Annotated in this window: 23 protein-coding genes; 5 read left to right on the top strand and 18 right to left on the bottom strand. The window is 36.6% G+C overall.

What is annotated here, in order from left to right; genetic code table 11:
* Nucleotides 1-2: 2 nt before the first annotated feature.
* The 3 genes from H7992_RS04430 to H7992_RS04420 all read right to left on the bottom strand — a co-directional run bounded on the left by H7992_RS04430 (nt 3) and on the right by H7992_RS04420 (nt 1,303).
* Complete coding sequence (locus H7992_RS04430) at nt 3-368, bottom strand: ArsR/SmtB family transcription factor (protein ID WP_231885767.1); 366 nt, start codon at nt 366-368, stop codon at nt 3-5.
* Between the two features lie 291 nt (nt 369-659).
* Nucleotides 660-941, bottom strand: a complete 282-nt coding sequence (locus tag H7992_RS04425; RefSeq protein ID WP_187046737.1) for a hypothetical protein — start codon at nt 939-941, stop codon at nt 660-662.
* Between the two features lie 185 nt (nt 942-1,126).
* The gene (locus tag H7992_RS04420) at nt 1,127-1,303 is read right to left on the bottom strand and encodes a hypothetical protein (RefSeq protein ID WP_187046736.1); all 177 of its coding nucleotides are present in this window, start codon (nt 1,301-1,303) and stop codon (nt 1,127-1,129) included.
* A 327-nt stretch (nt 1,304-1,630) separates the two neighbouring features.
* On the opposite strand from H7992_RS04420, the gene H7992_RS04415 reads away from it, so the two are divergent.
* Nucleotides 1,631-2,602 carry a tRNA dihydrouridine synthase gene (locus H7992_RS04415; RefSeq protein ID WP_067206162.1) on the top strand — a complete coding sequence of 324 codons (972 nt, stop codon included), beginning with the start codon at nt 1,631-1,633 and terminating at the stop codon, nt 2,600-2,602.
* An 84-nt stretch (nt 2,603-2,686) separates the two neighbouring features.
* On the top strand, nt 2,687-3,052 hold the full coding sequence (locus H7992_RS04410) for an SLAP domain-containing protein (protein ID WP_187046735.1): 366 nt from the start codon (nt 2,687-2,689) through the stop codon (nt 3,050-3,052).
* A 348-nt stretch (nt 3,053-3,400) separates the two neighbouring features.
* Here H7992_RS04410 and H7992_RS04405 read toward each other — a convergent pair whose 3' ends face one another.
* From H7992_RS04405 to H7992_RS04370, 9 genes are all read right to left on the bottom strand, one after another.
* Nucleotides 3,401-4,366 carry an aromatic acid exporter family protein gene (locus tag H7992_RS04405; protein ID WP_187046734.1) on the bottom strand — a complete coding sequence of 322 codons (966 nt, stop codon included), beginning with the start codon at nt 4,364-4,366 and terminating at the stop codon, nt 3,401-3,403.
* A gap of 431 nt (nt 4,367-4,797) precedes the next feature.
* Entirely contained in the window at nt 4,798-4,926 is a 129-nt protein-coding gene (locus H7992_RS24595) for a hypothetical protein (RefSeq protein ID WP_255428587.1), read from the bottom strand.
* Nucleotides 4,927-5,732: 806 nt separating this feature from the next.
* Entirely contained in the window at nt 5,733-6,731 is a 999-nt protein-coding gene (locus tag H7992_RS04400) for a LacI family DNA-binding transcriptional regulator (RefSeq protein ID WP_187046733.1), read from the bottom strand.
* A gap of 114 nt (nt 6,732-6,845) precedes the next feature.
* A complete protein-coding gene (locus H7992_RS04395; protein ID WP_187046732.1) occupies nt 6,846-7,727 on the bottom strand; it encodes a DMT family transporter in 882 nt (293 codons plus the stop codon).
* Between the two features lie 12 nt (nt 7,728-7,739).
* Nucleotides 7,740-9,404, bottom strand: a complete 1,665-nt coding sequence (locus tag H7992_RS04390; protein WP_187046731.1) for an amylo-alpha-1,6-glucosidase — start codon at nt 9,402-9,404, stop codon at nt 7,740-7,742.
* 244 nt (nt 9,405-9,648) lie between these two features.
* On the bottom strand, nt 9,649-12,705 hold the full coding sequence (locus H7992_RS04385) for a glycoside hydrolase family 2 TIM barrel-domain containing protein (protein ID WP_187046730.1): 3,057 nt from the start codon (nt 12,703-12,705) through the stop codon (nt 9,649-9,651).
* A gap of 44 nt (nt 12,706-12,749) precedes the next feature.
* Nucleotides 12,750-13,571, bottom strand: a complete 822-nt coding sequence (locus H7992_RS04380; protein ID WP_187046729.1) for a carbohydrate ABC transporter permease — start codon at nt 13,569-13,571, stop codon at nt 12,750-12,752.
* Nucleotides 13,568-14,512, bottom strand: a complete 945-nt coding sequence (locus H7992_RS04375) for a carbohydrate ABC transporter permease (RefSeq protein WP_187046728.1) — start codon at nt 14,510-14,512, stop codon at nt 13,568-13,570. Before H7992_RS04375 ends, H7992_RS04380 begins: the two co-directional genes overlap by 4 nt.
* A 77-nt stretch (nt 14,513-14,589) precedes the next feature.
* Complete coding sequence (locus tag H7992_RS04370) at nt 14,590-15,828, bottom strand: ABC transporter substrate-binding protein (protein ID WP_187046727.1); 1,239 nt, start codon at nt 15,826-15,828, stop codon at nt 14,590-14,592.
* A 622-nt stretch (nt 15,829-16,450) separates the two neighbouring features.
* Here H7992_RS04370 and H7992_RS04365 point away from each other — a divergent pair.
* The gene (locus H7992_RS04365; protein ID WP_187046726.1) at nt 16,451-16,705 is read left to right on the top strand and encodes a hypothetical protein; all 255 of its coding nucleotides are present in this window, start codon (nt 16,451-16,453) and stop codon (nt 16,703-16,705) included.
* A 66-nt stretch (nt 16,706-16,771) separates the two neighbouring features.
* Here H7992_RS04365 and H7992_RS04360 read toward each other — a convergent pair whose 3' ends face one another.
* Nucleotides 16,772-17,305: an SRPBCC family protein gene (locus H7992_RS04360; RefSeq protein ID WP_255428586.1), complete on the bottom strand. Its 534-nt coding sequence runs from the start codon at nt 17,303-17,305 to the stop codon at nt 16,772-16,774.
* A 201-nt stretch (nt 17,306-17,506) separates the two neighbouring features.
* On the opposite strand from H7992_RS04360, the gene H7992_RS04355 reads away from it, so the two are divergent.
* Nucleotides 17,507-17,671 carry a DUF6440 family protein gene (locus H7992_RS04355; RefSeq protein ID WP_187046725.1) on the top strand — a complete coding sequence of 55 codons (165 nt, stop codon included), beginning with the start codon at nt 17,507-17,509 and terminating at the stop codon, nt 17,669-17,671.
* A 205-nt stretch (nt 17,672-17,876) separates the two neighbouring features.
* Here the strand turns inward: H7992_RS04355 and H7992_RS25005 are convergent, their stop codons facing one another.
* From H7992_RS25005 to H7992_RS04330, 5 genes are all read right to left on the bottom strand, one after another.
* On the bottom strand, nt 17,877-17,990 hold the full coding sequence (locus H7992_RS25005) for a DUF3953 domain-containing protein (RefSeq protein ID WP_370569992.1): 114 nt from the start codon (nt 17,988-17,990) through the stop codon (nt 17,877-17,879).
* Between the two features lie 223 nt (nt 17,991-18,213).
* Nucleotides 18,214-18,645 (bottom strand): hypothetical protein, encoded by a 432-nt coding sequence (locus H7992_RS04345; protein WP_187046723.1) that lies wholly within the window; start codon nt 18,643-18,645, stop codon nt 18,214-18,216.
* A gap of 535 nt (nt 18,646-19,180) precedes the next feature.
* Nucleotides 19,181-19,918 (bottom strand): hypothetical protein, encoded by a 738-nt coding sequence (locus H7992_RS04340; RefSeq protein WP_187046722.1) that lies wholly within the window; start codon nt 19,916-19,918, stop codon nt 19,181-19,183.
* 169 nt (nt 19,919-20,087) lie between these two features.
* Nucleotides 20,088-20,336, bottom strand: a complete 249-nt coding sequence (locus tag H7992_RS04335; RefSeq protein WP_067206142.1) for an NUDIX hydrolase N-terminal domain-containing protein — start codon at nt 20,334-20,336, stop codon at nt 20,088-20,090.
* Between the two features lie 322 nt (nt 20,337-20,658).
* A complete protein-coding gene (locus H7992_RS04330; protein ID WP_187046721.1) occupies nt 20,659-21,384 on the bottom strand; it encodes a 3'-5' exonuclease in 726 nt (241 codons plus the stop codon).
* 282 nt (nt 21,385-21,666) lie between these two features.
* On the opposite strand from H7992_RS04330, the gene H7992_RS04325 reads away from it, so the two are divergent.
* Nucleotides 21,667-22,008, top strand: a complete 342-nt coding sequence (locus tag H7992_RS04325) for a transposase (RefSeq protein WP_187045315.1) — start codon at nt 21,667-21,669, stop codon at nt 22,006-22,008.
* Nucleotides 22,009-22,012 lie beyond the last annotated feature (4 nt).

Raw genomic sequence — 22,012 nt, 5'->3', positions numbered from 1 at the left:
ATTTAGTGTTCTCTATTCTTGGCTTTCAATAACTCACTTTCCAGAATATCAAAACGATTACTCCAAAATTTTTCATAAAAACGGAGCCATTCAGAAGCTCGAGACAGTGACTCTGCATTTATGCTACATATATGCGTTCGTCCGGTTATGTTCCTTTCTACTAAATTTGCTCGTTCAAGAACCTTTATATGTTTAGAAATAGCTGCTAAAGACATATCAAAAGGCTCTGCTAACTCTGAAACTGTTCTTTCTTTTTGAGCCATCATATGAATGATTTCTCTTCTTGTTGGATCAGCTAAAGCATGAAATATTTCATTTAATTGATTTTCATTATGGTTAACCATGTAGTTTAATATATCAGTTCCCACTTTCACATTCAACCATTTAGTTAAATGATTTCAATATAATACATTCTACCTTATCAAAATTATTACCCTTTTAATAAAGTGTTATGCATTTTGGTTCCTTCACAGTGTCGAGTGCCAGGTTCTTAAGCAATTCAGAATTGAACGAGAACCTGGTACCTTTCACTATAGCCAATATAAACAGTATCCCTAACCAAAATTTTGGTCCAATACCATACATACATCTCTTCATAAACTCCAATTATCTTTCTATATAAATGTGAGAAAGCTTTCCCCAACAATCGTGCCGTTTGTTTAATACAGATAAATATAAGCGACCATTCCGAATATCCCCATGGCAATCATAGCAATACTTTTCAACGTACTTTTATTTCTGTTTACCAATTCCTCCACCCACGCTACACACCAACCAAGGAACACTAAACCCATTCCCGAATGTTGTAAGACTTTTATTCCCGGTGCCGAAACAGAACCAGTAAAAAACACAAGCAAACCAATAGTTATAGGTGCAGCTCCAAAAATAAATAAAGGTTCTTTAATTTCTTTTATAACCACGCGCCGTTTCTCTTCTTCCATTTTGTTGAAAGAACGCCACGCAAACAGAATGGGTAGCCCCCATAGTAACACTATATATACAAACTGAATTAGTCTCATATCAGTACCCTTTCTGATCTCCTGATTTCCATTTATAATCTGGGCCAATTCTAGATGTCCCAGTTATTATCCAGTTATCGCGCCCAATTGCAAGATAGCGAGATATTCTATTTATTATCTTTCTTTGCTGATTTGATCATCCATTCGATGAAAATATAACCAAAGAATGCAAAAATAGAAAGTCCAATATTGTCTACCCAGTTTATCTCTGGTTTGAATAAAAATTGTAAAACTGTTGGGAATATAAAAAACGACACACTATAAACTAAAGCCTGCTTGATCATACTGTCCTCCTATATTTTTAATTGCACCCTTAGTGAATCGACACTTTCTTTTACAAATAATTATATCATAGTTATTTTTTGGTTGTTTCTGTGATAAAATCCCCCTCTGCATCGCAGTTTTTTTCAATTAGCATGCCCGGTACACTATGACACCATTTGAAATATCTCCCATATACAATACCGTGCGAAAAACGACTTCTCTTTTGGGTTCATATTTGGGAAGTGTATCAGTGCATCCAACTACAAGAAATGATAATATGTATAATGGGCAAAGGATTATGCAATCGATAAATATGGTTTTTATTTGTTGCAACAGGAGGATATAGAATGAATAACGAAGATAATTTTTGGCTTGATTTACCGAAGCCGTTTTTTATATTAGCACCAATGGAAGATGTCACAGACGTGGTGTTTCGCCACGTCATTAGTGAAGCAGCAAAACCCGACGTATTTTTCACGGAATTCACAAATACAGAAAGTTATTGTCACCCTGAAGGAAGAGACAGTGTACGTGGTAGGTTAACGTTTACAGCAGATGAGCAACCGATTGTCGCTCATATTTGGGGCAATAAACCAGCATTTTTTGAACAGATGAGTATTGATATGAAAAAACTAGGGTTTAAAGGTATCGATTTAAACATGGGATGCCCCGTACAAAACGTCGCAGCCAATGGTAAGGGTGCTGGATTAATACGACATCCTGAAGTTGCAGCAGAAATTATTCAAGCAGCAAAAGCAGGTGGATTACCAGTTAGTGTTAAAACAAGGTTGGGTTACACAAATGTTGACGAGTGGCTCGATTGGTTAGGACATGTATTGAAACAAGATATTGCGAATCTTTCCATTCACCTTCGTACAAAAAAAGAGATGAGTAAAGTAGATGCACACTGGGAACTAATCCCTGAAATCAAAAAACTACGCGATGAAATTGCTCCAAATACGTTGTTAACCATTAACGGAGATATTCCTGATCGCGCAACAGGATTAAAATTAGTGGAACAATACGGCGTTGATGGTGTCATGATTGGCCGCGGCATTTTCACCAATCCATTTGCTTTCGAAAAAGAACCTAAAGAACATAGTGTGAAAGAGTTTCTCACTTTATTACTTTTACATTTGGATCTTCACGATAAATATTCAAACGAAATCGAACCTCGTTCATTTAAGCAACTTCATCGCTTTTTCAAAATCTATATTCGAGGATTTGAAGGCGCAGCTGAATTAAGAAACCAATTAATGAATACAAATTCAACGGATGAAGTCCGTCGTTTAGTACAGCCAGTTTTAGAATTAGACTAAGTCAAGCACGAGACACGGAGATAGGTTCCGCGTCCCAAATAATACTAACTAAATACATTGGAAGAGTAACTGGAGGCGATGACGATGCAAAAGCTCTATTTTGAACCTGCATGGGACAAAACAATTGCCCCTGCTGATCGCGAAAAAATTACTCATCATTTCCAACAACAAACAAAACAACTACAAGGCGGTGTCCATTTGTTATTTTTATGGAACGCTCGCAATCATAAAGGTGAACAGCTGATTGCCGTACTCATTCACAATTTTGAGGACATAAATCTCCGCTTACACAATACAGTCATTTCCTATTATGAACAAGGCATACAACGGACCAATGCTACGTTTAGCTTACCTTGTGAAATTGCCGGCAATACTTCTATGCCATGGACGTTTATATTTTCAGAAACGAATGAAACAAATGCAGACCCGCAATATATGATTTGGAATTAAAACAAAGTGGTGTCTATTAGTCAGCACTTAAAATAAAAGCTAAACAAATTTACACTAGTAGCACAAACCACGGACATGGTTTGTGCTACTATTTTTAAAATACTCAATGATATTGTATGATATAAAAAACGTCAAAAGCCTTGCTGAATCAAGGGTTTTGACGTTAATTGAAAATCAATGAAACAAACTATGCAGACGGCGCGGGGCGAACCAATACCTCATGAATGTATGGCAACAACACTTACTTGCAATTAAAAATCCAGAGGATATCGACAGAGCGTTATATAATCGATATCCGCCGTTTATTTTATGAAATCGTGATGAATATCCTCTCACAGGCACTTTCCACTATCGAATTCTTTTTGCAAAAAGTTTTTTCTTTATGTTTAAGTAGTTTTTCATTTCAAAAATCAAATAAAATAGATTCGCCCGTATTTCAAATTCTTCTCTTGTCTTCGGCAACTCCATCTCGCGAATTAAGGCATTTAATTCCTCTAACTCATTTAATGAAATGTCCGTTGTATCTCCCGAATGAACGTTTCGACTTAAGTTCTCCAAGAACTCTGCAAACATTTCTTTCTGTTTAACGTCTAGGCTGAATGAAGAGAAAATAGCAACGATTTTCATCATATGTTTTAGAAGTTCCAGTTGATCCTCTCGCATTTCCAGATAATAATAATCTATATTTTGTTTTCGCAGCAGACGATTTTCTACATCTTGAATGGCAATGCTTTTAGATTGATTAATCAAATCTTCTACCTCAAGAATCTCTTTCCCATCCCACTTCCGCATACTATCCCTTAAATGGGCAGAGAATTCAAAGAGAATAATTTCAAACTTTTGTTCAATCTCCTTCTTAAAGTTTTCAATATCTCGCTTGAAATTTGGCATGAAACTATTGACGAGAAGAGCAATTCCCATACCGATGAAAATAATATAGAGCTCATTCAGAAACAGAGCCCAGGTAGCATCCTTTACCGTATAAACATGTAATACGACAACCATACTTGTGACAAAACCAGCCTGGATGTGAGCTCTTACAAGGATTGGAACAAATAATAAAATAAATAAGGAAAAAACAATGGGATTATAACCTAATACTTCAAAAAACAATGCACCAAGAATCAAAGATAAAAGAGAGGCCAAGAATTTATCCTTCATTGTAATTAATGTCTTTTTCTTCGTTTTCTCGATACACATAATAACAATAATTCCTGCAAATGTTGCAAATTCCAAATCCAATAAACTCGCAATCCAAATGGCCAGCCCTGCTCCTACAGCAGTCTTTATCGTCCGATAGCCCATACCAATCATGGAAGCACCATCCTATTATTTTCTCTGTAAATCCTTGCAGGTTTCCTGTTTTTACAAATATACGCGTTAATTCACATATATGTACAAGCATAGACACCATAACAGGATGGCATCAGCTTTGATGAATATCAATCCATTTATAGTGTATTCTAAGAATATTTTTTGGACTATACCTCGAAATTCATCTGCCTATAGTTTAACACGTTGCTAATGAATCGTGATATCTATCTGACGCATTAAGAAGGATATTCGCACCTTCTGTCGTCTCGATGTAGATGTCTTTATCGAGAATGTCCGAGCTTAGGGTATTTTCAAAATTAGTTGAGCGACTTCTTCTGCACTTTGCTCCTTGCTCTCGGTATGAACCCGTTTACTTGTTCTTCATTGGTATTAAGGTCTCCATTCACGGTGGCAATCAGTCTTCCATAAATTTACGTGTAAGAAAATGATAAAACACCTAGTTCATAAAGCAGATTCGGTCCATCCACAAATATATAGCTAAACTCAATCCGATCTTCACTAGCTAACAGCGTGCCAAGCATCGTTGTAGGGATGACCATTCACCACCCGTCATCACAGGAAGGCCTGCCATAGCTACTGTATGTTGCGCCAAATCCGTCTTAAGTGTATTTTTTGACGACAAGGCAGCCCATTGATTTGCCTTGTCAGAGGCAGTTTCTTTTCCATTGATCCCTTTGGCTTCCAGCACTGTTTTCTTCATTGTCTTTTTCAGTTTCTTGACCTGTTGACTATTCGTTAGATTATTCTTGAGTTTTCGTGTGTAAATATAAATCAAATGATTATTAAAAAACCTTGAAAGGCATATAGCCAATCAAGGTTCAAATGCTATACTATATTTCTTGCAATATAAATTCGAAAAAAAATCACAAAATCATTAGCAATTCTCAAGATTCTATAGTGATTCAATCAACAAGGTTCTCATTCTCTTTAATAATCATTCTTGAAATACGTCTTCCTGACCGCTTAAAGAAGAAATCATCAGCAAACTCCTATGAATTTATTGGACAAAACTGATTTATAACCCTATTTTTTTTATCATATTCAATTTGTCCCATCGAATTCTCATTTGTTCCATATAGATATACTACCCTATCTTCGTCCTCAAACTCCTTCAACATCAATATAAAAACTGCCATGAATCTTCACTCCTCATAGTCTTTCTCACATTTCCACGGTCTTCCAGATTCTATTGTTTTGTCATGCGCTGTTCTACTACTAAAAAAAGAGTAAGTGAATGTACAAATCCACCTTTGTCCATTTCATTAATTGTTTGATGACACCATTACTAAATTTTTTAAAAAATACAATAAAAAATCACGAAACTTATGTCTCGTGATTCTCTGGATTATTTCTTCACTTTCGTTGCACTGTCTCTTTCAATCAGCTTCGTGTGAATCGTTATTTTCTTACATATTTCCCGTTTCGTTGCGATCCGCTCTAGCAGCAAGTCGACTGCGGATTCTCCCATAATTTCTGTGTACAGCTTAACTGTGGTAAGCGGTGGAACCATGTATTGCGCAGATGAAACATCATTGAAACCAACGATACTGAGATCCTCTGGGATTTTAACACCCAGTTCATAGGCCGCTTTGTAGCACCCGATTGCAATTGAATCATTTGCAACAAATAAAGCTGTTGGTTTTTCATTTTGACTAAGCATTTCCTTTAAAATCTGGTAGCCATCTTTTGGATTGTAGCCTCCAATTTTAACGAATTCCTCTTTGTAAATTCCTTTTTCCTTTAAATAGGCTTCAAAGACGTCCTGCCGTAAGTCCTTGAATCGATTACCAAACATATCAGTCTCTATGCCACCGATAAAACCAATATTTTTATGACCTAAATCTACTAAATAGTTGAGCGCATTTTTCGTTGCCGAATTAAAATTAATCACTACTGCGTCAAAACAATCTTCATCGGGGTTTGCATCTACAAACACAGACGGTTTATCAAAGCTTTTTATCAATTCAATATCTACTTTTTTAAAAGTCCCCAGACAGATGATTCCGTCTAATTTCGGAAGACTTCTTTTAGTGTCATCTTTGGTGATTTTAAAATAGTCCATTCCCATACTCTTAAGCTTTTTTTCTAGTGCTACCCGAATCGAAAGATAATACGTATCAACCAATTCCTCTTCAAGCGAATACGAATAGTAGAGCCCAATGTTCCCTTTCTTTTTCGCCTTTTTCTGTTTTGAGGTGTTAACATAGTTTAATTCCTCTGCTGCTTCGAAAACTCGTCTTCTTGTCTCTGGGGTCACATTAAGTGTTTCATCATAATTTAACACTCGAGAAACCGTTGCCATAGAAACCTGCGCTAAGTATGCTATATCTTTAATCGTCGCCATTTTTTATACCTACTTTGTTTTTTACTTCTATATATAAATTAATTCCAACTTATGCCGACTTGCTTTCAACACTTTGCTTTGGTTCGCAAAAGCCGTTCTTCGTAAACACTTTTGCTACACTGCTTCTTTACGGTAATTTTTTTTGAGGAATTTCAGCTTTGTTTCCGAAATAATAATAGCTACAAGGATTAGTATCGCTCCGATAGCCATTTTGGCGGTTAAAACCTCGCTTAAAATAATGACGGAGAAAACCATCCCCCAGAATGCCTCTGTCGATAAAATGATTGCCGCCTTTGTTTCGCTTGTGAACTTTTGAGCGACTGTTTGCAGTAAAAAAGCAATCGTGGTGGAGAATACACCCAAATATAAAACAGCCGATACTCCTTCAAAATTTGCTACAAAATTCGTTTCTCCTTTGAAAAGGACTACAATAAATCCTAACACTGTTGCAGCTGCCATTTGAACCACTGTTAATAGTACGGGGTCTTCGTTCTTTACAAACTGCGCTGTGTAAAAAATATGGAACGCAAACGCTACTGCACATAATAATGTAAGTACATCCCCAAAATTAATGCCACCCGAAAGCTGTAGTGATAACACACCGATGCCAATGATCGCAAGTAATGCACCAAACAACTCAAACTTGTCCATTTTTCGTTTAAAAATGAAAAACGCAATAAATGGTACAATGACTACATTGACAGCGGTTAAAAAAGCATTTTTCGAAGGCGTCGTATATACCAATCCAACCGTTTGTAGAGCAAATGCCAAGTATAAAAAAATTCCAATGATGGAACCTTTTATAATTGTACTCTTTTTAATATTCTTTAGTTTCTTAAAAAAGACAAGACTTAACAAAATAATACCAATAAGGAAACGGATTGCAAGTATTTGATATGGTGTAAAGTGCTCGAGTGACACTGCACTTGCAACAAACCCACTTCCCCAAATAACGGCGACAACCGCGAGCCCTAGTTCTCCAATATATTTCCGCATTGTATCCTCCACCTACTTACTTTCGATTAACGATAGGAACACACTTGATGTCCACGTAAAGGAAGTATCGACGAGCCCTTTTCCGCTATGCGGATCAAAGTTTTCTGCCATACCGCCAACAAGCGTGAGATTTAGATATTTTTCTTTAATTCTTTCTCCAACCTCACCGTAGCCAAAACTCTTTAATGAATCAATAAAAAGATAAGTAACAGGGGCCCAAATCGGTCCAAGCCAATAACCATCTTCCTTATATAATGGACTTGATGGCATTTCCGTTGCAAATCCATATTTCGTTTCAAAGTTTTCCACAAGGTCATCTACAAGTTGGTCCATGATTTGTTTTTCTAAGCGATATCCGATTAAAACCGGTAAACGTAAAATTAGACTGGAGCGTGTGTCAATTTTCTTAGCATCCTTACCAACACGACCAAAGAAGCCATCTTCATCATGAAGGCGCTCCATTAATAAGGAGAAAAGTGTGTCTGCTTTTCCAGTAAATTGCTTTGCTTCTTCCTCTTCGCCAAGAAGACCAGCAAATTTCGTTAAAATATCATACGTTCTAATTAAAAAACTAGTGAGATCTGGTGCCTCTACCGGCATTCCACTATGGAACAAGGAGGAATTATCCCAACCCGAGTCATTACCATGCTTATAATGTGGAAGTCTCCCTTCGTACGTTCGGTATAAATCGAAGTAAAGCATTACTTTTTTAGTAGATTCATACACTTCTCTTAGACGACTTTCTTCCTTAAAGTAGTCATTCACTTCCATTAATTTTTCATAAGCGTATGCGAAGACCGGTGGTTTAATACAGTTATAAGACACAAACTTATCATTCACAAAGTCTGGATATACGCCTGATTCGTCCTGCGCGTCCATAAAGATCTTCAGCTGAGAATAGGATAGCTCCGGATACTTCGCACCTATATGTAATGCGTTAAAGCAATTGTCCCAAGACCAGATGTTATACATCCAAAGTTTTGACATATACATGGCATAATTTTTTAATAGTCCATCCGGGTGAACGATGCTTGACCAAGTAATATACGCCGCACGATCAATTGAAGCTTGGTATACTTCATTTTTCTCGGTATTATTTTCTACCCACTCCTGATAGAGATGCTCAACCTTTTCTTTTCCTGCTTGAAAGCTTGCATACTCTTTCGGTTTAAACACAGTGCGATAGCTTTCGATGACGAAGTGGCCATTACTTATACGAATGTCAATATAATCATTGCCAATCACATTCCACGGTGCGTCAACAGACATCTCGCCTGAAAGCTTGCTAATCATCAGCTTTAATTCCTTCGGATAGATATGATATTCATACATGCCATCCTTATATTCGTGAAGGGTATCGTACTTCACTTTACTAGCTTGTAAACGAACTTCAACCCCATTTGACTCAATATGAAGTTCATCTTCTTCCGGAATATTGATTTCTGCATATTTCTCTGTATCTTTTACTAGAAAAAAGCGCAAGCACGTTTCTGTAGCGGCGATGTCAAATTCTTGTTCAACTCCATCCTGTAACAAATCCAATTTAAATAATTTTGATGGCGCATCATCTCCGCCATGAACATCACGTATATAAACTTCGTTTGTATCCAATTCCTTTGATACACAAAAGTAAGAACCAAATCGAGAAAAAGGGATTTCTTTAATATTTAATTTCATGGAATTTCGCTCCTTTTGTTTAACTTGAATCAGCAGAAGTCCACCACTTCTATAAGTGGCGGGATGGAAGCCGGATGTCACAGATTTTCAGAGGAGCTTAAGAAGGCAGTCTAAGTGCGCGACGTCCTGTCGCAACGACTGCATGACCTACTTCCTATAGTCCTCTAGCTCGAAAAAATCTGGACGCAGTTTCACCGAGGCGTAATTGATCGAAATAAGAAGCAGGGTTTCCCCTGCATACTTCTTACTGAACCGCGAAAAATTTACTCTCTTCCACTAGGCTGCTCTTGTCTATTTTTCTAAGTTCAAATTGAAGATTGAAGTCCTCAATCACTGTTCTGTATGGAGGTAACTGCTCCTCACCGCAACTATTACTTCCCACACCACTTTGCTTGTAATCAATAGTCAGCACTGTAAATGGTGACTTCTTAATATTACCGCGGTGTTTGGCCTCTTCAAGCGCACTTGTTTCGTAATCATGGATTGTAAAATCATACGTTTCTTTAAAATTAATCAAGTATGCTTGCTTATCGTTTGCTACAGCTAAGAAAGAACTATCACACCGTGAACCATTTTCCTGCGGGTATACATAATCGGTATGCATGTCTTGAATGGTTTTATTATATAAACCAATTGGTTGGCTGCGTTTTGTATCCTGGTACGATTCAGAATCACCGCGACCATACCAGCTAACTTTGTTGTAATCCTCGTTCAAATGCATCGTTACGCCGATGCGTGGCAGCATTTCTGGAATTTCATGACCTCGTAATACTTTTTCACCTTGCAAATCAATATTCAAGGCACCATCTTTCGTCAGACGATAGTGATATGTCAGATGGAAGCCCCATGCTTGATTGACAGTAGATAAGTACTTCGTGATTTTGACATCCGCGAAATCTGCTGTCACTTCGTACGTCACTTCTGCTAATTGTTCTTTGGTATTTTTAAGGAAGTACTTATTGACCCAGTCATCCTTTTTGTACATATCATTGTCGATAATCGCTCTCCAAAGGGTTACTTCAGGTCCTTTGTTAATAATTTCTTCCCCTTCAGATTTGAACGATTCCAGTGTGCCATACACAGTTGAGAAAACAGCCTCGAACTGGTCGTTTTCAACTATCAGTAGAGCACCTTCATCCTTAATGACAAAGTCAGATCCTGCTGAAGTGATAGACCGCACTTCTTTTTCAATTTTTGTAGATGCTAATAAGAAGCTTTCTTTTGTAATCTCATGATTTTTACCCGCATAGAGAGTATCTTCAGTCTCCAGATAGCTTAAGTAGATCCGAACATCGTCATGCTGGGCAGCTTTTACTATATCTACTGGAAGCGTAATAGCCAACGATTCATGTGCTCCGATACTTGGTAACTGCATGTCATGTGATTCAATCAGTGTACCAATTGATTTTACTTCAATACGCAGGGTTACTCCGCTTAAGTTTCTAAAATCGTATAGATTGTTAATACGAATTTCACCTTCAGCTAGTTTTACTTCCTCCGTGACAATTGGTTCAATTACTTTTTTATATTCCCAAAGTCCTGGTGACGGCGTTCTATCCGGGAACACAAGCCCATCAATACAGAAGTTGGTGTTTGTCGGGAAGTCGCCGTAATCTCCGCCATATAAATAAACGATTTCACCTTTGTCGTTTGTCGTTTCAATTCCATGGTCACACCATTCCCAGATGAAGCCACCTTGCAATCTAGGATATTTTCTCATCAGTTGTTGATATTCCGTTAAGCCTCCAGGGCCAGTCCCCATTGCATGTCCATATTCACATAAAATATGAGGCTTCTTGCCTTCTGAATCCTTACCGATTTCTTCGAGTTTGTTTAAGCGAGTGTACATCGTTGTGTACACATCACTGTATGCAGCATTTCTGTCTCCCTCATAATGAACTAATCTAGTAGAATCAATCGTCTTGATGGCATTGTACATAGCCGTAAAGTTTCTTCCAGCACCTGATTCATTTCCGAGTGACCACATGATGATACTTGGATGGTTACGGTCTCTTTGTACCATACGTACTGCTCGATCTACATATTGCTTTTCCCATAGTTCGTTGTCAGAAATCCAATTGTAATTTCCGGTATTTTCAAAACCATGACATTCAAGATCTGCTTCGTCAATGACGTAAAGACCATATTCATCACACAAATCATAGAATACATCATTATTTGGATAATGCGCTGTACGAACAGCATTGATATTGAACTGTTTCATCATTTTAATATCCTGAAGCATATCCTCGTAGTTGACTGTTCTACCAGTCTTCGCATGTGCGTCGTGGCGATTCACACCATTAAAGAAAACGCGTTTTCCGTTGACACGGATTTCATTGTCATTCACCTCAATGGCACGGAACCCTATGCGCAGTGGCACAACCTCCTTTTCACCTAACAAGTTATACTCGAGGTGAAGTGTATAGAGGTTTGGTTCCTCTGCATTCCATAGAAGCGGTTTTTCCTGAACTTTACTTACTTCGAATTTCCCGTCAACGACTTCCATGTCAAACTGGTCAACTTGTTTGTCATGATGGTAAAGCGTAGCTACTACATCTTTTACCTGGTCTGTTAAAAATGCTCCGCCTATTTTTAATGCGAAATTCTCATAGTTTTCATCGGGAAGTGTTTCAACATGGACATCCCAAAGTGTCTCTTTGTTGATTTTAAACAGTTCAACACTTCTAAAAATACCAGACAGCCACCACATATCCTGGTCTTCTATATAAGTTCCATCAGAAAATTGATAGACTCTAACAGTGAGACGATTACTGCCAACTTTCACGAATTCTGTGATATCGAATTCAGACGGTAATCTTGAAACTTTACTAAAACCAGCATGCTGTCCATTGACATATAAATCAAATGCAGAATCCACGCCATTGAATTTTAAAATAAGTGCTTCATCATCTGCTAAGTCAGAAACAACAAGATCTCTAAAATAGATGCCCGTTGGATTTTCCTGTGGTACAAACGGTGGATTGATAGCAAACGGATATAAAACATCTGTGTAATGCATGTTGCCATAGCCCTTGATTTGCCAACTTGAAGGAACTTCCATATCGTCTAAACTATCGATGCTAAAGTCCTCTTTTTCAAAGCCTTTCGGTGAAAGCTCAGGTGCATTTAAAAATAAGAACTTCCATACGCCATCTAGTAATGTATAGCCTATACTATTTTCCTTCGTAAATGTTTGTGCATTTTCTTTCGATTCATATCTATAAAAATCAGCATGAGCGGGAAGTCTATTGATACCCATTATCCTGATATCTTCCCATCTCTTCATTTCGCGACGCATATTATCTTCCCCCATATAATACTATATTGGTATTTCAGTATTTCTTACTTAACAGAACCACTGATTCCTTCAACAATGTACTTCTGCGCAAATAGGAATATCACAACTGGTGGAACGATCATGACTAAAGTAATCGACATAATTGGTAGAATTTGAAGATCATGAACTCCTTTAAATGCTGCTAATCCTAGTGCTAATGTATATTTCGATTGATCTTGAAGATAGATTAATGGACCCAGGTAGTCATTCCATACTGATAACATATTGAGCACCGCGATTAAGATCAGTGGAGCTTTCATAACAGGTATGAATATTTTATAGAAGATTTGGAATTCATTTGCACCATCGATTCTTGCTGCATTTTCAAGATCCTTCGGTATACTCATAAGGAATTGTCTTAACAAAAAGATATAGTATGCCGATCCAAAAAATGATGGGACAATCAATGGCTTTAATGTGTTAATCCAACCAAACATTTTGAATTCCATATATAACGGAATCATTGTGACGTCCCAAGGAATCATCATTGTCGCAAGCATCAAGACGAAAAGAGTGTTTTTAAATTTAAAATCAAATCTAGCAAATCCATAGGCAATTAATGAACAGGATAGTAGCTGACCTATCGTTGTCATCACTGTAACGATGACGGAGTTCTTTAAATAGACGCCGAATGGTTGACTAGTCCAAGCATCAACAAAATTTTTCCACTGAAGTACTTCTGGAAAAATCTTTGGAGGATAGCTAAACACTTCGGTTTCTGTTTTTAATGCAGAAAGGATTACCCACACAAATGGTAATACGAAGTAAAGTGAAAATAGTCCTAGAAGGCTGTACATGATGATTTTATATCCTTTTGATATTTTCATTTTTTTCTCCTCCCTTTCTTCCCTTCTTTTTTCACTTCATTTTCGTAGAACACCCATGCAGATGATGTCTTAAAGATTAACATTGTTAAGACTAATATCACGATGAACATGAACCATGCGTTTGCACTTGCATATCCCAGTTGATGGTGTTTGAAAGCGTTGTTATACACGTACAAACCATAGAAATAGGTGGACTTTAAGGGGCCACCACCAGTTAACAGTAAGACCAAGGTCAGCTGCTGCAGTGCTCCGATGACTGATGTAATGACGTTAAACAGAATGGTCGGCGTAATACTAGGAATCGTAATACTGAAAAACTGACGGAACGGACCAGCACCGTCAATCGCTGCCGCCTCATATAATTCAGCTGGGATCCCTTTTATATTGGTATAAAAGATTAGCATCATAATTCCGACGCCCCAAGCACTCGCAATGACAATTGTGAGAAGTGCCCACTTCGGATCTACAAGCCATCTTGGACCTTCAATGCCAAGAAACGATAGTAAGTAATTTAAAATTCCGTACTCTGAGTTAAAAATCCAACCCCAAATAATCGAAATGGCAACACCTGAAACAACCGCAGGTAAGTAGAAAATCGTACGGAAAAATTTCATTCCTTTTAATGGTTGAGTAATGAGAAGTGCTAAAATTAATGCAATAGCTAAGTTTAAGGGTACAAATATTGCAGCAAATTTAAGGGTAATAATTATAGATTTATAAAACTGCGGATCTGCAGTGAACATTGTTTTGTAGTTATCGATCCCCACAAATGTTGGTTCACTTGTAATTGGCCAATTATAAAAGCTCATAATTAACGAGAGAATCAGTGGTCCCAGGGTGAATACCAAAAAACCAATGATCCACGGTAAAATAAATAAATAGGGCACTTTTCTATTTACTAACTGATAGCTTTTCGTTTTCTTCGTTGTTGTATTTCGCATAAAATGCCCCCATCATCAGATTAGAAAATAGGGTAAAGCACTTAAAAAGTGCTTTACCGCATTAAAGATTAATATTTTTACTCTACAGCACTATTTAATGCCTCTTTCGGGTTCATTAATGTACTTGGATTTAACATCGATTCAAACGTATATTGCAAATTCTCGGATACTTTACTCCAGTCTTCAACGATGAAAGATGCTGGCGTATAGCCATCACTCTGTTCAAGCATAGAATAGAACACACTTTTCACTTCATCTTGTTCAAGTTGTTCACTTTCTACGACTGATTTCAAAACAGGTAGTTCAAAACCAATTCTTTCCTTATTCGCATCTTCATTTGTCCAGAATTTGATAAATTCGAATGCTTCATCTTTATGTTTTGAGTTTTTAGAGATTGAGATACCAGAAGAACTTAAGATACTGACGCTTTTCCCACTTTTAAATGCTGGTAATTCTACGACACCGTAGTCAATGCCCGCTTCTTTTAACGGCGTTAATCCCCATGCCCCGTAGACGAACATTGCAACTTTACCAGATTTCATTTCTGTTGTTCCAGAGCCTTCTGTCGTAATAGCATAGCCATCTTTCGCCATGTTCTGGAACATCTCAAATACTTCTACTGATTTCTCTGAGTTTAAGTTACCTTTCAAATTCCCTTCTTTATCCACATAAGATGTCCCATTGCTCCATAGGAACATTTCGAAATCGTATGGATCCGGTTTTCCTGAGAACGCGAAACCGCTTACTTTTGAATCCTTGTTTGCTACTTTCTTAGCTGTGTCTTGAAGATCCTCCCAAGACCAACCCGATTTTGGATATTCGACACCCGCTTCATCAAATAATGCTTTGTTGTAGTAAACAACATGTGTCGTATAACCAACTGGTAATCCCAGAATTTCTCCATTTGCTGAATTATAGTTCCACAGTGTTTCATAGAAATTGTCTTTGTACTCAGCACCTTCTTTTTCAAGATAGGAGTCGAGTGGTTCTAACGCATCCTTATATTGCGGGTAGTTCCACATATACATAATGTCTGGAGCATCATTTGCCCCCATACCAGCTGTGATTTTTGTATCATATTCACTTCCATAAGACTCTAAAACAACTTTGATATCGTCTTGTGACTCATTGAATTTGTCAATCATATCTTGCTGCAGGGTAACGTCATCGCCAACGTCCCAAGTGGCGAAACGGAGTTTAACTTTACCATCTTTCGTGGTACCGCTTTTTTCGCCAGCTGATGAACTACACCCCACTAAAAGCAACATAACTGCAATAAGTAAAAAGAAAACAGATTTAAACTTTATAAACTTCATAATATACCCCCCTTTTTTTTGAACACTTTCATTATATTCTGTGTTTTACTAAAAGTAAACTATTTTTTCATCATTTTTAGTAAAATAAACGATTCTAAGGACAGGTTAAAGTGTCCGTTATTTCATAAAGAAACAGTATCCGTATAATAGATACTGTTTTTTTATGTATGATCACTAGCGTTAAAATCCCTCCCGAAAATCAACCATCTCATTTAAAGTATGGGTTTTTCTACTTAATCAACAGAAAAAGAGTGACACTCAGCGTTTCAAAATGTCTATCGATATTCAGTTTTACTAAAATAGCTAGTCCACCCGTTCTTTACACACAATAAACCTTTGAAAGGCAACAAAAAAAGCACGGCAGAGTAGCCCGTGCTTAGAAGAAATACTAAAGCAAAACTTTTATTTCTTGTTCATCAATGATTTTCAGCAAAAATCTTCTGCATTTCGGTAAGGTGTAATGAATCATTTGCCACAAAAACAGTGCTATCAATATCGTGCCAATACCAATAGGACCGCCAAATAAAATCTCAGTTACCCCAAAGTTGTAAAAAAAATGCCGGAATTGTGAAGGATCTGGTGGAGCTTCAGCCATAATACTGCCGACGCAATTGTTTGGCTTATGGAGAAAGATCGTAGCACTATTAGTGGAATCGCCGTACTTGATTTAACAGGTCGCAAAAGAATAGGCACATTACTTCAGCTATTTCACTGGATTAAAGTGAAAATGAGTGGCTGGAATAATGTGCTTGATTACGGTAGTTTGATGCCTGGTTTCCACACAATTCACGCCCTTCGAATTGTGGTAGTTCCTGCGCACCACACACTTCAACTTCTCCTACAATACCTCTTTTATATAAAAGTACGGGCACTCTAACAAACATGTTTGTTCAAACTTTCACGATTGCATGATTGCCTGTCACCTCAATAAGTAAAACCTTCTTTACCGAACCGACAACTTTTCCTGTTTAACTTGGCGTGCAATTTTCTCCGTTAAGCGTGTTGTCACTTTCGGCAACACCATTTTAATAACAGGTGTCAACACAGCGCCTGTTAAGCCGCCTGCATTTACTTCAACTGTCCCTGTCATCGTTGTTTGCCCAGCCGTTTCATCAGCAGTAAACTGGCCACTACCTGTAAAGTTGTCCGTTAACCCTTTTAACTCGAACCGAATCATCGTTGGCTCATGAAATTCAGTGATGTTTAACTCCATTTTTACAGCCTTTTTAAATCCTTTAATATTCCCTTCGAATGTCCAAACCGACTTTTGTTCATCGATTTGTTCATGCTCCTTATAGGCAGGAACCAATATTGCCCAGTTTTCAATTTGACTAACGTATTCCCATACGTTCTCTACAGGTGCTGGAATGATTACAGAATGCGATGCAATTGCCATACATTTCACTACTTCCTTCTTTATGTATTTATAATGTGAATCTACTACTAACATAATAGCATTTTTACTGTATTGATCCACATTTAATCCCCTTCCGAAAAAGAAGTTTAATAAGTTAAATAATGAGTAAGGAAACCTTAAAATTGAAGGTTTCCTTTTTAGGTGAGCCCAAGATGGACATTATATATAATTTTTTAAATGATACCTACATCTGCTGAGTACAAAATGGTACCTATTAATAACTTCATGTAAAATGATAAATATTGGAAGGGGTATGTAAAAATGAAAAAAAGATTTAAAGTGAAATTAAAAGAACATCTAAGCGGAGGCATTATTAAAATTGTAGTGGATACTGAAACAGGTGTAAATTATCTCATGACAAGTGGTTTGGGATTGAGTGGAATGACTCCTTTACTAGATAAAGATGGGAAAATAGTGATTGATTAATATCTAAATAAAAGTTTCTTTGGATTCTTCTAACAGCTTATAGGGGGAACACTTAAACTAGCCTGCCCTTTTACTTTAATACGTTTAAACGAATAAATGTTCCAATTTTTCTTATTGAACTAAAGCTCCGCTAGCACAATAAGAAAAGCATTACTGTTGTTACACCAAAATACCAGTTAGTTGAACTTTACTTCTATTAAATTAATCATAATGCCTTAACTCCAACGAATAAAATGAATAACGAAGTGCATAAATAGAAGATCCCCCACATTAAACTCTGTGTTTTTTTGTATTCTCGTATTCCTATTATAAGGAACATTACACTCATAAGTATTAACGTCAACGGTAATAAGTTATATTTTCCCGTAACCTTACCATAAATAATAAGTAACATAAAAAGGATTGCAAAAAACATTTGAAATAACTTTAATGTATCAAAATTTCTTTCTTCCATTTTTTATACCTCCACTGATAATCTATCAACTTCAATAGATACCTTTTTAAGCTAAACTGCCGCGTTTGTTGAATGTTAAAATGGATATTCAATAAATTTCTAATTCATCTATCTTTTCGCATATATCTTTAGCTCTTTTAGACCTAAGGAACTCATCTATACACCAAAATAGACTTGATGATAAAAGAGCGGTAATTAAAACTAAGCGATTAAATCTCCTTTCCATTTCTAAGATTGGCATTAAAACAAACGAAGCAGCAAAGAATAAATGAATGAATAGCGCCAAACTTCCTCTGAGCAATCCTCTTAGTCTTTTTGTAACGAAATCAGAAAGAATAGATGATAGCACTCCATAAATCAAAAGAATGGGTAAGAGATAAACACCTATTAAGAGGACAAATCCAGACTGTTCTAATAGAAAATAAATTAACATGAGCAAAATACCAGCAATTAATCCCGAAAAAAGTTTTCTAATAATCAAGTAGATCCCCACAATCAATTTATTAGTGAAATTCTCCAATATTCTACTTCTTATTGAACTAATCTGTCCGATAGTTTAATAGGATAAAAACTGCCTGAGTGTATGGTACCTGCGCAATAAAAAACAAGTAACAACTCACACAATTTCTTAAAAAATCAATAGAGATTAGGTTATCATGTACCTATCTAATCTTCAGTTCATAAATATGTAATTTAAATTAATTACTACAATAGTTTCGCACACAGGTACCTGAAATTTTTTTAAGTATAAATAGAATATATTTTGTTTGGGTCTTACAATAATCACCAGTTTAATAACTATCTTATCACTAAATCACATCAACCCAAATACAATAAACATCATGACGATTACAAGGGCAAAAAATATAGATAGAATGCCTAATAACCTTGGATTTTTTATATCCTTTCCTTCGTGTAAATTTTTCATATACGTCAACTGACACACGTAACCACTTGTTCCCAATAATGCCCCTAGAACAATCCTAAAAATTCCATACAAAAACCCCCTCGTACTTTTATTAGAACGAATAAGTATTTACCAAAGAAATAACTACTTATAACCCATCGGTAAAATGATAGACACCATCCATTATATACCTATACGTAGGAACACCATCATAGGGTTGCGATTCCAGTGTTTCATTTGTGGAAAGATCTTTACCGTTCCTACTGATCGCAATTCCGCTAATTGATTGGAAAACAGCACCGAAACTGAAATAGATGACATCTTTATCTACAAAATCATAACCATATACGCCAGCGGACTGTTTTAATTTTTCCATTTTCTTCACAATTTCATTGCTAGAAAAAACAGAATCCGTGTTTTCTAAATCGCTTGTGTTAGATGACCATGAAGAAAAATGATCTCCAACTGATACTTTACCATCGTCGTACGCTTGAAAAACCGCATCTGAAACGGCATAAAAATCGTTTTGATATAATTTGAATTTACCCTCTGATTTTAATGACGGTACAAAAACAATGATAATTGTCATCGTTATGGAAAATACAATCGCACGAACTATTTTCTCACTATCTTTTCCTCCATTACTTTTCACAACAATAATAATCAACCCAATTACGGGAATTCCCACCAAAATCATCGCAGGTAAATAAATAATTGACGTTAAGAAGGGGTCACCCACTACAAATTTTGCATACAGAAACAAGAAATCGCCTGCCCATAACATAAGTAACAGAGCAATCATCCCCTTGAAATTCCCTTTCCCACAAATCAATACTACCGCTGCTCCAAGTACTAACGATAGTGTAATAATAATAGCTAGAGCCATATCTTTCACCTCGCAAAAATGTATTTTAAAGGATAGCATTCCATCACTATATCCATAATTGTCTAAAACCCTTATTTAAACTCTGTTTTCAGAAGGTAAACAACATCATACTCTTCCAACTCACTCATATGACCATCAACATCTTTATAAAAATCGTTAGGAAGGCTACTCATAACACTTTCATCACTTGAAAACTATCCCCACGAACATCCACTTTAGGCGTTTGATAGCCTGTGTCATTCATGAATAAATCCTTGATTTCCTGCATGTCTAATCCCGTACGCTCTTCCTTGATTTCTGCACAAATCATGCGTAATTCTTCGTAGCGTTCGATATCGTAAATATTACTTAAAAAGGCTAAGCTGGATTGCGATAAGGCTTGAATGAGTTGTGCCCATCCCAACCATTGATAACCCATGAAGTGCACCTGCTTTCGTTGTTTGATCCGTTATCTAGACGATTCACTCATTTCTAAAGTTGCAAACTTTTCTTGTAATTAAGCGCCTCATAAAAAATGAGCTGAATTTTATAGATCTCAGCCCTTTAAACTATTCGTATAATCCGACAATATACGGAGATCTTGAATTTCTCAGGTAACTGTGCGCAGAACTAATTAGTTAATTCACTATAATTGTATTATAATATAGTATAAATCAGGAAAATTGTAGAACGTCTGCTTTTTTTTATATTAATTCAGAGGTGTGAATTGCTTGTATCTGTGTGGCGCACAGGCACCCGATTTATTGTACTTTGATATTGGCTTTTCCCTCTAACTCTTTCGCTAGATTTTCTTCGTTTATTCTTTCCCAACAAGTATTACATCTATTAGTCTTCTTGCCTTTTTCATTCAAGTGAAGGTCATTATGCCTTGTAGTTTTACCACATATGAAACAATTCTTATACAGAGCGCAAATTATTTGAGCAAACGGATCTTCAGATGTAGTGGCTACGATATCTTTTATATTTTTCACAAGAAGTTTTGCTGTGTTAACCGCATCATCACCAGCAGAGTGAAGTTCTCCATCTTGTTCAATTCCACTCATCGTTAATGCTTCTTTCAGTGAAATTTGTCTGTTTTCTTGAAAAACATCCACACATATAGGTCTTTGTATATCATTAAAGTTTTTTACCCACGATAAATCATATCTTTCCTTCGCATAGTGATTGACAAGGAGTCGAAGGTCGCTATTGCTCCAACTACATAGATAGTAATCTTCCTCGCCTATCCACTTACAAAATCTTTGCATTACCTCTACCATGTTCGGTGAATCAATGAACTGATCAGTAGTTAGCCCTACAAATTTCAATGTTCTCTTATCAAGTAAATCCATTTGTGGGGGTTTTACGTAAGACTGAAACCTATCAATGATTTTTAATTCACCTTCGACATCCGAGACTTTGGCAGCGCCAATTTCAATTATATACTGTGACATCGTTGCCTCTAAATCGAAAACTATATATTGCATGATAATACCTCTTTCATTTTAGCTTGTAACAAGCATATCTCTTTTCCAGATATAATGTTAGGTACACTGTGCAACTAATAAATAACAAACAATTCACATACTTGCATAAAAAAACAATGGAGATTAGATTATCATGCACTTATCTAATCTCCAGTTACTAAATATATAATTGTAGTGAATTATCGGAATAGCTTCGTGCGCAGTGGTCGCCCCCCTTAAAACGGACAAAATAGGGTATAGAATATACAAAGCCTTATTATTCTATTTAAAGGAGAGGTTATTATGTATATCCGGAAAAAGTTAAAAAAGCGTCGTTCAACATTTGAAACAAAATTATATGCGGTTACACAAGTGATAGAGTTCAACCGAAACAAAAGGCTTGTTGCCGAAGAAATTGGCTTCAGTGTAAATTCAGTAATTAATTGGGTCAAAACCTTTGAACAGCACGGTGAGACTGGTCTTCAATCGAAAAACCCAGACTTACTATCAGATGATAGGATTGAATTAGAACGCCTACGTTGCTTTGAGACGAAATATTATCAACAACAAGAGGAGATTGAAATTCTAAAAAAGTTCCAGGTCTTTCTCAAGGAGAACGAAAACAAAAGTCATATGATGCCATAACTTC

Origin of the sequence: Sporosarcina sp. resist (assembly GCF_014302295.1) — a bacterium.
GTDB classification, from domain to species: domain Bacteria; phylum Bacillota; class Bacilli; order Bacillales_A; family Planococcaceae; genus Sporosarcina; species Sporosarcina psychrophila.
Note: the sequence above shows the minus strand (reverse complement) of the source record. Positions and strands in the feature narration are given on the sequence as shown.

Excerpts from the sequence above, each read along its gene's own strand:
- H7992_RS04400 (WP_187046733.1), bottom strand. The coding sequence starts at position 6,731 with ATGGCGACGATTAAAGATATAGCATACTTAGCGCAGGTTTCTATGGCA.
- H7992_RS04410 (WP_187046735.1), top strand. The coding sequence starts at position 2,687 with ATGCAAAAGCTCTATTTTGAACCTGCATGGGACAAAACAATTGCCCCT.
- H7992_RS04385 (WP_187046730.1), bottom strand. The coding sequence starts at position 12,705 with ATGCGTCGCGAAATGAAGAGATGGGAAGATATCAGGATAATGGGTATC.
- H7992_RS04375 (WP_187046728.1), bottom strand. The coding sequence starts at position 14,512 with ATGCGAAATACAACAACGAAGAAAACGAAAAGCTATCAGTTAGTAAAT.
- H7992_RS04425 (WP_187046737.1), bottom strand. The coding sequence starts at position 941 with ATGGAAGAAGAGAAACGGCGCGTGGTTATAAAAGAAATTAAAGAACCT.
- H7992_RS04335 (WP_067206142.1), bottom strand. The coding sequence starts at position 20,336 with ATGGGTTATCAATGGTTGGGATGGGCACAACTCATTCAAGCCTTATCG.
- H7992_RS04390 (WP_187046731.1), bottom strand. The coding sequence starts at position 9,404 with ATGAAATTAAATATTAAAGAAATCCCTTTTTCTCGATTTGGTTCTTAC.
- H7992_RS24595 (WP_255428587.1), bottom strand. The coding sequence starts at position 4,926 with ATGGTCATCCCTACAACGATGCTTGGCACGCTGTTAGCTAGTGAAGAT.
- H7992_RS04420 (WP_187046736.1), bottom strand. The coding sequence starts at position 1,303 with ATGATCAAGCAGGCTTTAGTTTATAGTGTGTCGTTTTTTATATTCCCA.
- H7992_RS04365 (WP_187046726.1), top strand. The coding sequence starts at position 16,451 with ATGGAGAAAGATCGTAGCACTATTAGTGGAATCGCCGTACTTGATTTA.
- H7992_RS04355 (WP_187046725.1), top strand. The coding sequence starts at position 17,507 with ATGAAAAAAAGATTTAAAGTGAAATTAAAAGAACATCTAAGCGGAGGC.
- H7992_RS04380 (WP_187046729.1), bottom strand. The coding sequence starts at position 13,571 with ATGAAAATATCAAAAGGATATAAAATCATCATGTACAGCCTTCTAGGA.
- H7992_RS25005 (WP_370569992.1), bottom strand. The coding sequence starts at position 17,990 with ATGTTCCTTATAATAGGAATACGAGAATACAAAAAAACACAGAGTTTA.
- H7992_RS04370 (WP_187046727.1), bottom strand. The coding sequence starts at position 15,828 with ATGAAGTTTATAAAGTTTAAATCTGTTTTCTTTTTACTTATTGCAGTT.
- H7992_RS04395 (WP_187046732.1), bottom strand. The coding sequence starts at position 7,727 with ATGCGGAAATATATTGGAGAACTAGGGCTCGCGGTTGTCGCCGTTATT.
- H7992_RS04325 (WP_187045315.1), top strand. The coding sequence starts at position 21,667 with ATGTATATCCGGAAAAAGTTAAAAAAGCGTCGTTCAACATTTGAAACA.
- H7992_RS04415 (WP_067206162.1), top strand. The coding sequence starts at position 1,631 with ATGAATAACGAAGATAATTTTTGGCTTGATTTACCGAAGCCGTTTTTT.
- H7992_RS04405 (WP_187046734.1), bottom strand. The coding sequence starts at position 4,366 with ATGATTGGTATGGGCTATCGGACGATAAAGACTGCTGTAGGAGCAGGG.
- H7992_RS04330 (WP_187046721.1), bottom strand. The coding sequence starts at position 21,384 with ATGCAATATATAGTTTTCGATTTAGAGGCAACGATGTCACAGTATATA.
- H7992_RS04340 (WP_187046722.1), bottom strand. The coding sequence starts at position 19,918 with ATGGCTCTAGCTATTATTATTACACTATCGTTAGTACTTGGAGCAGCG.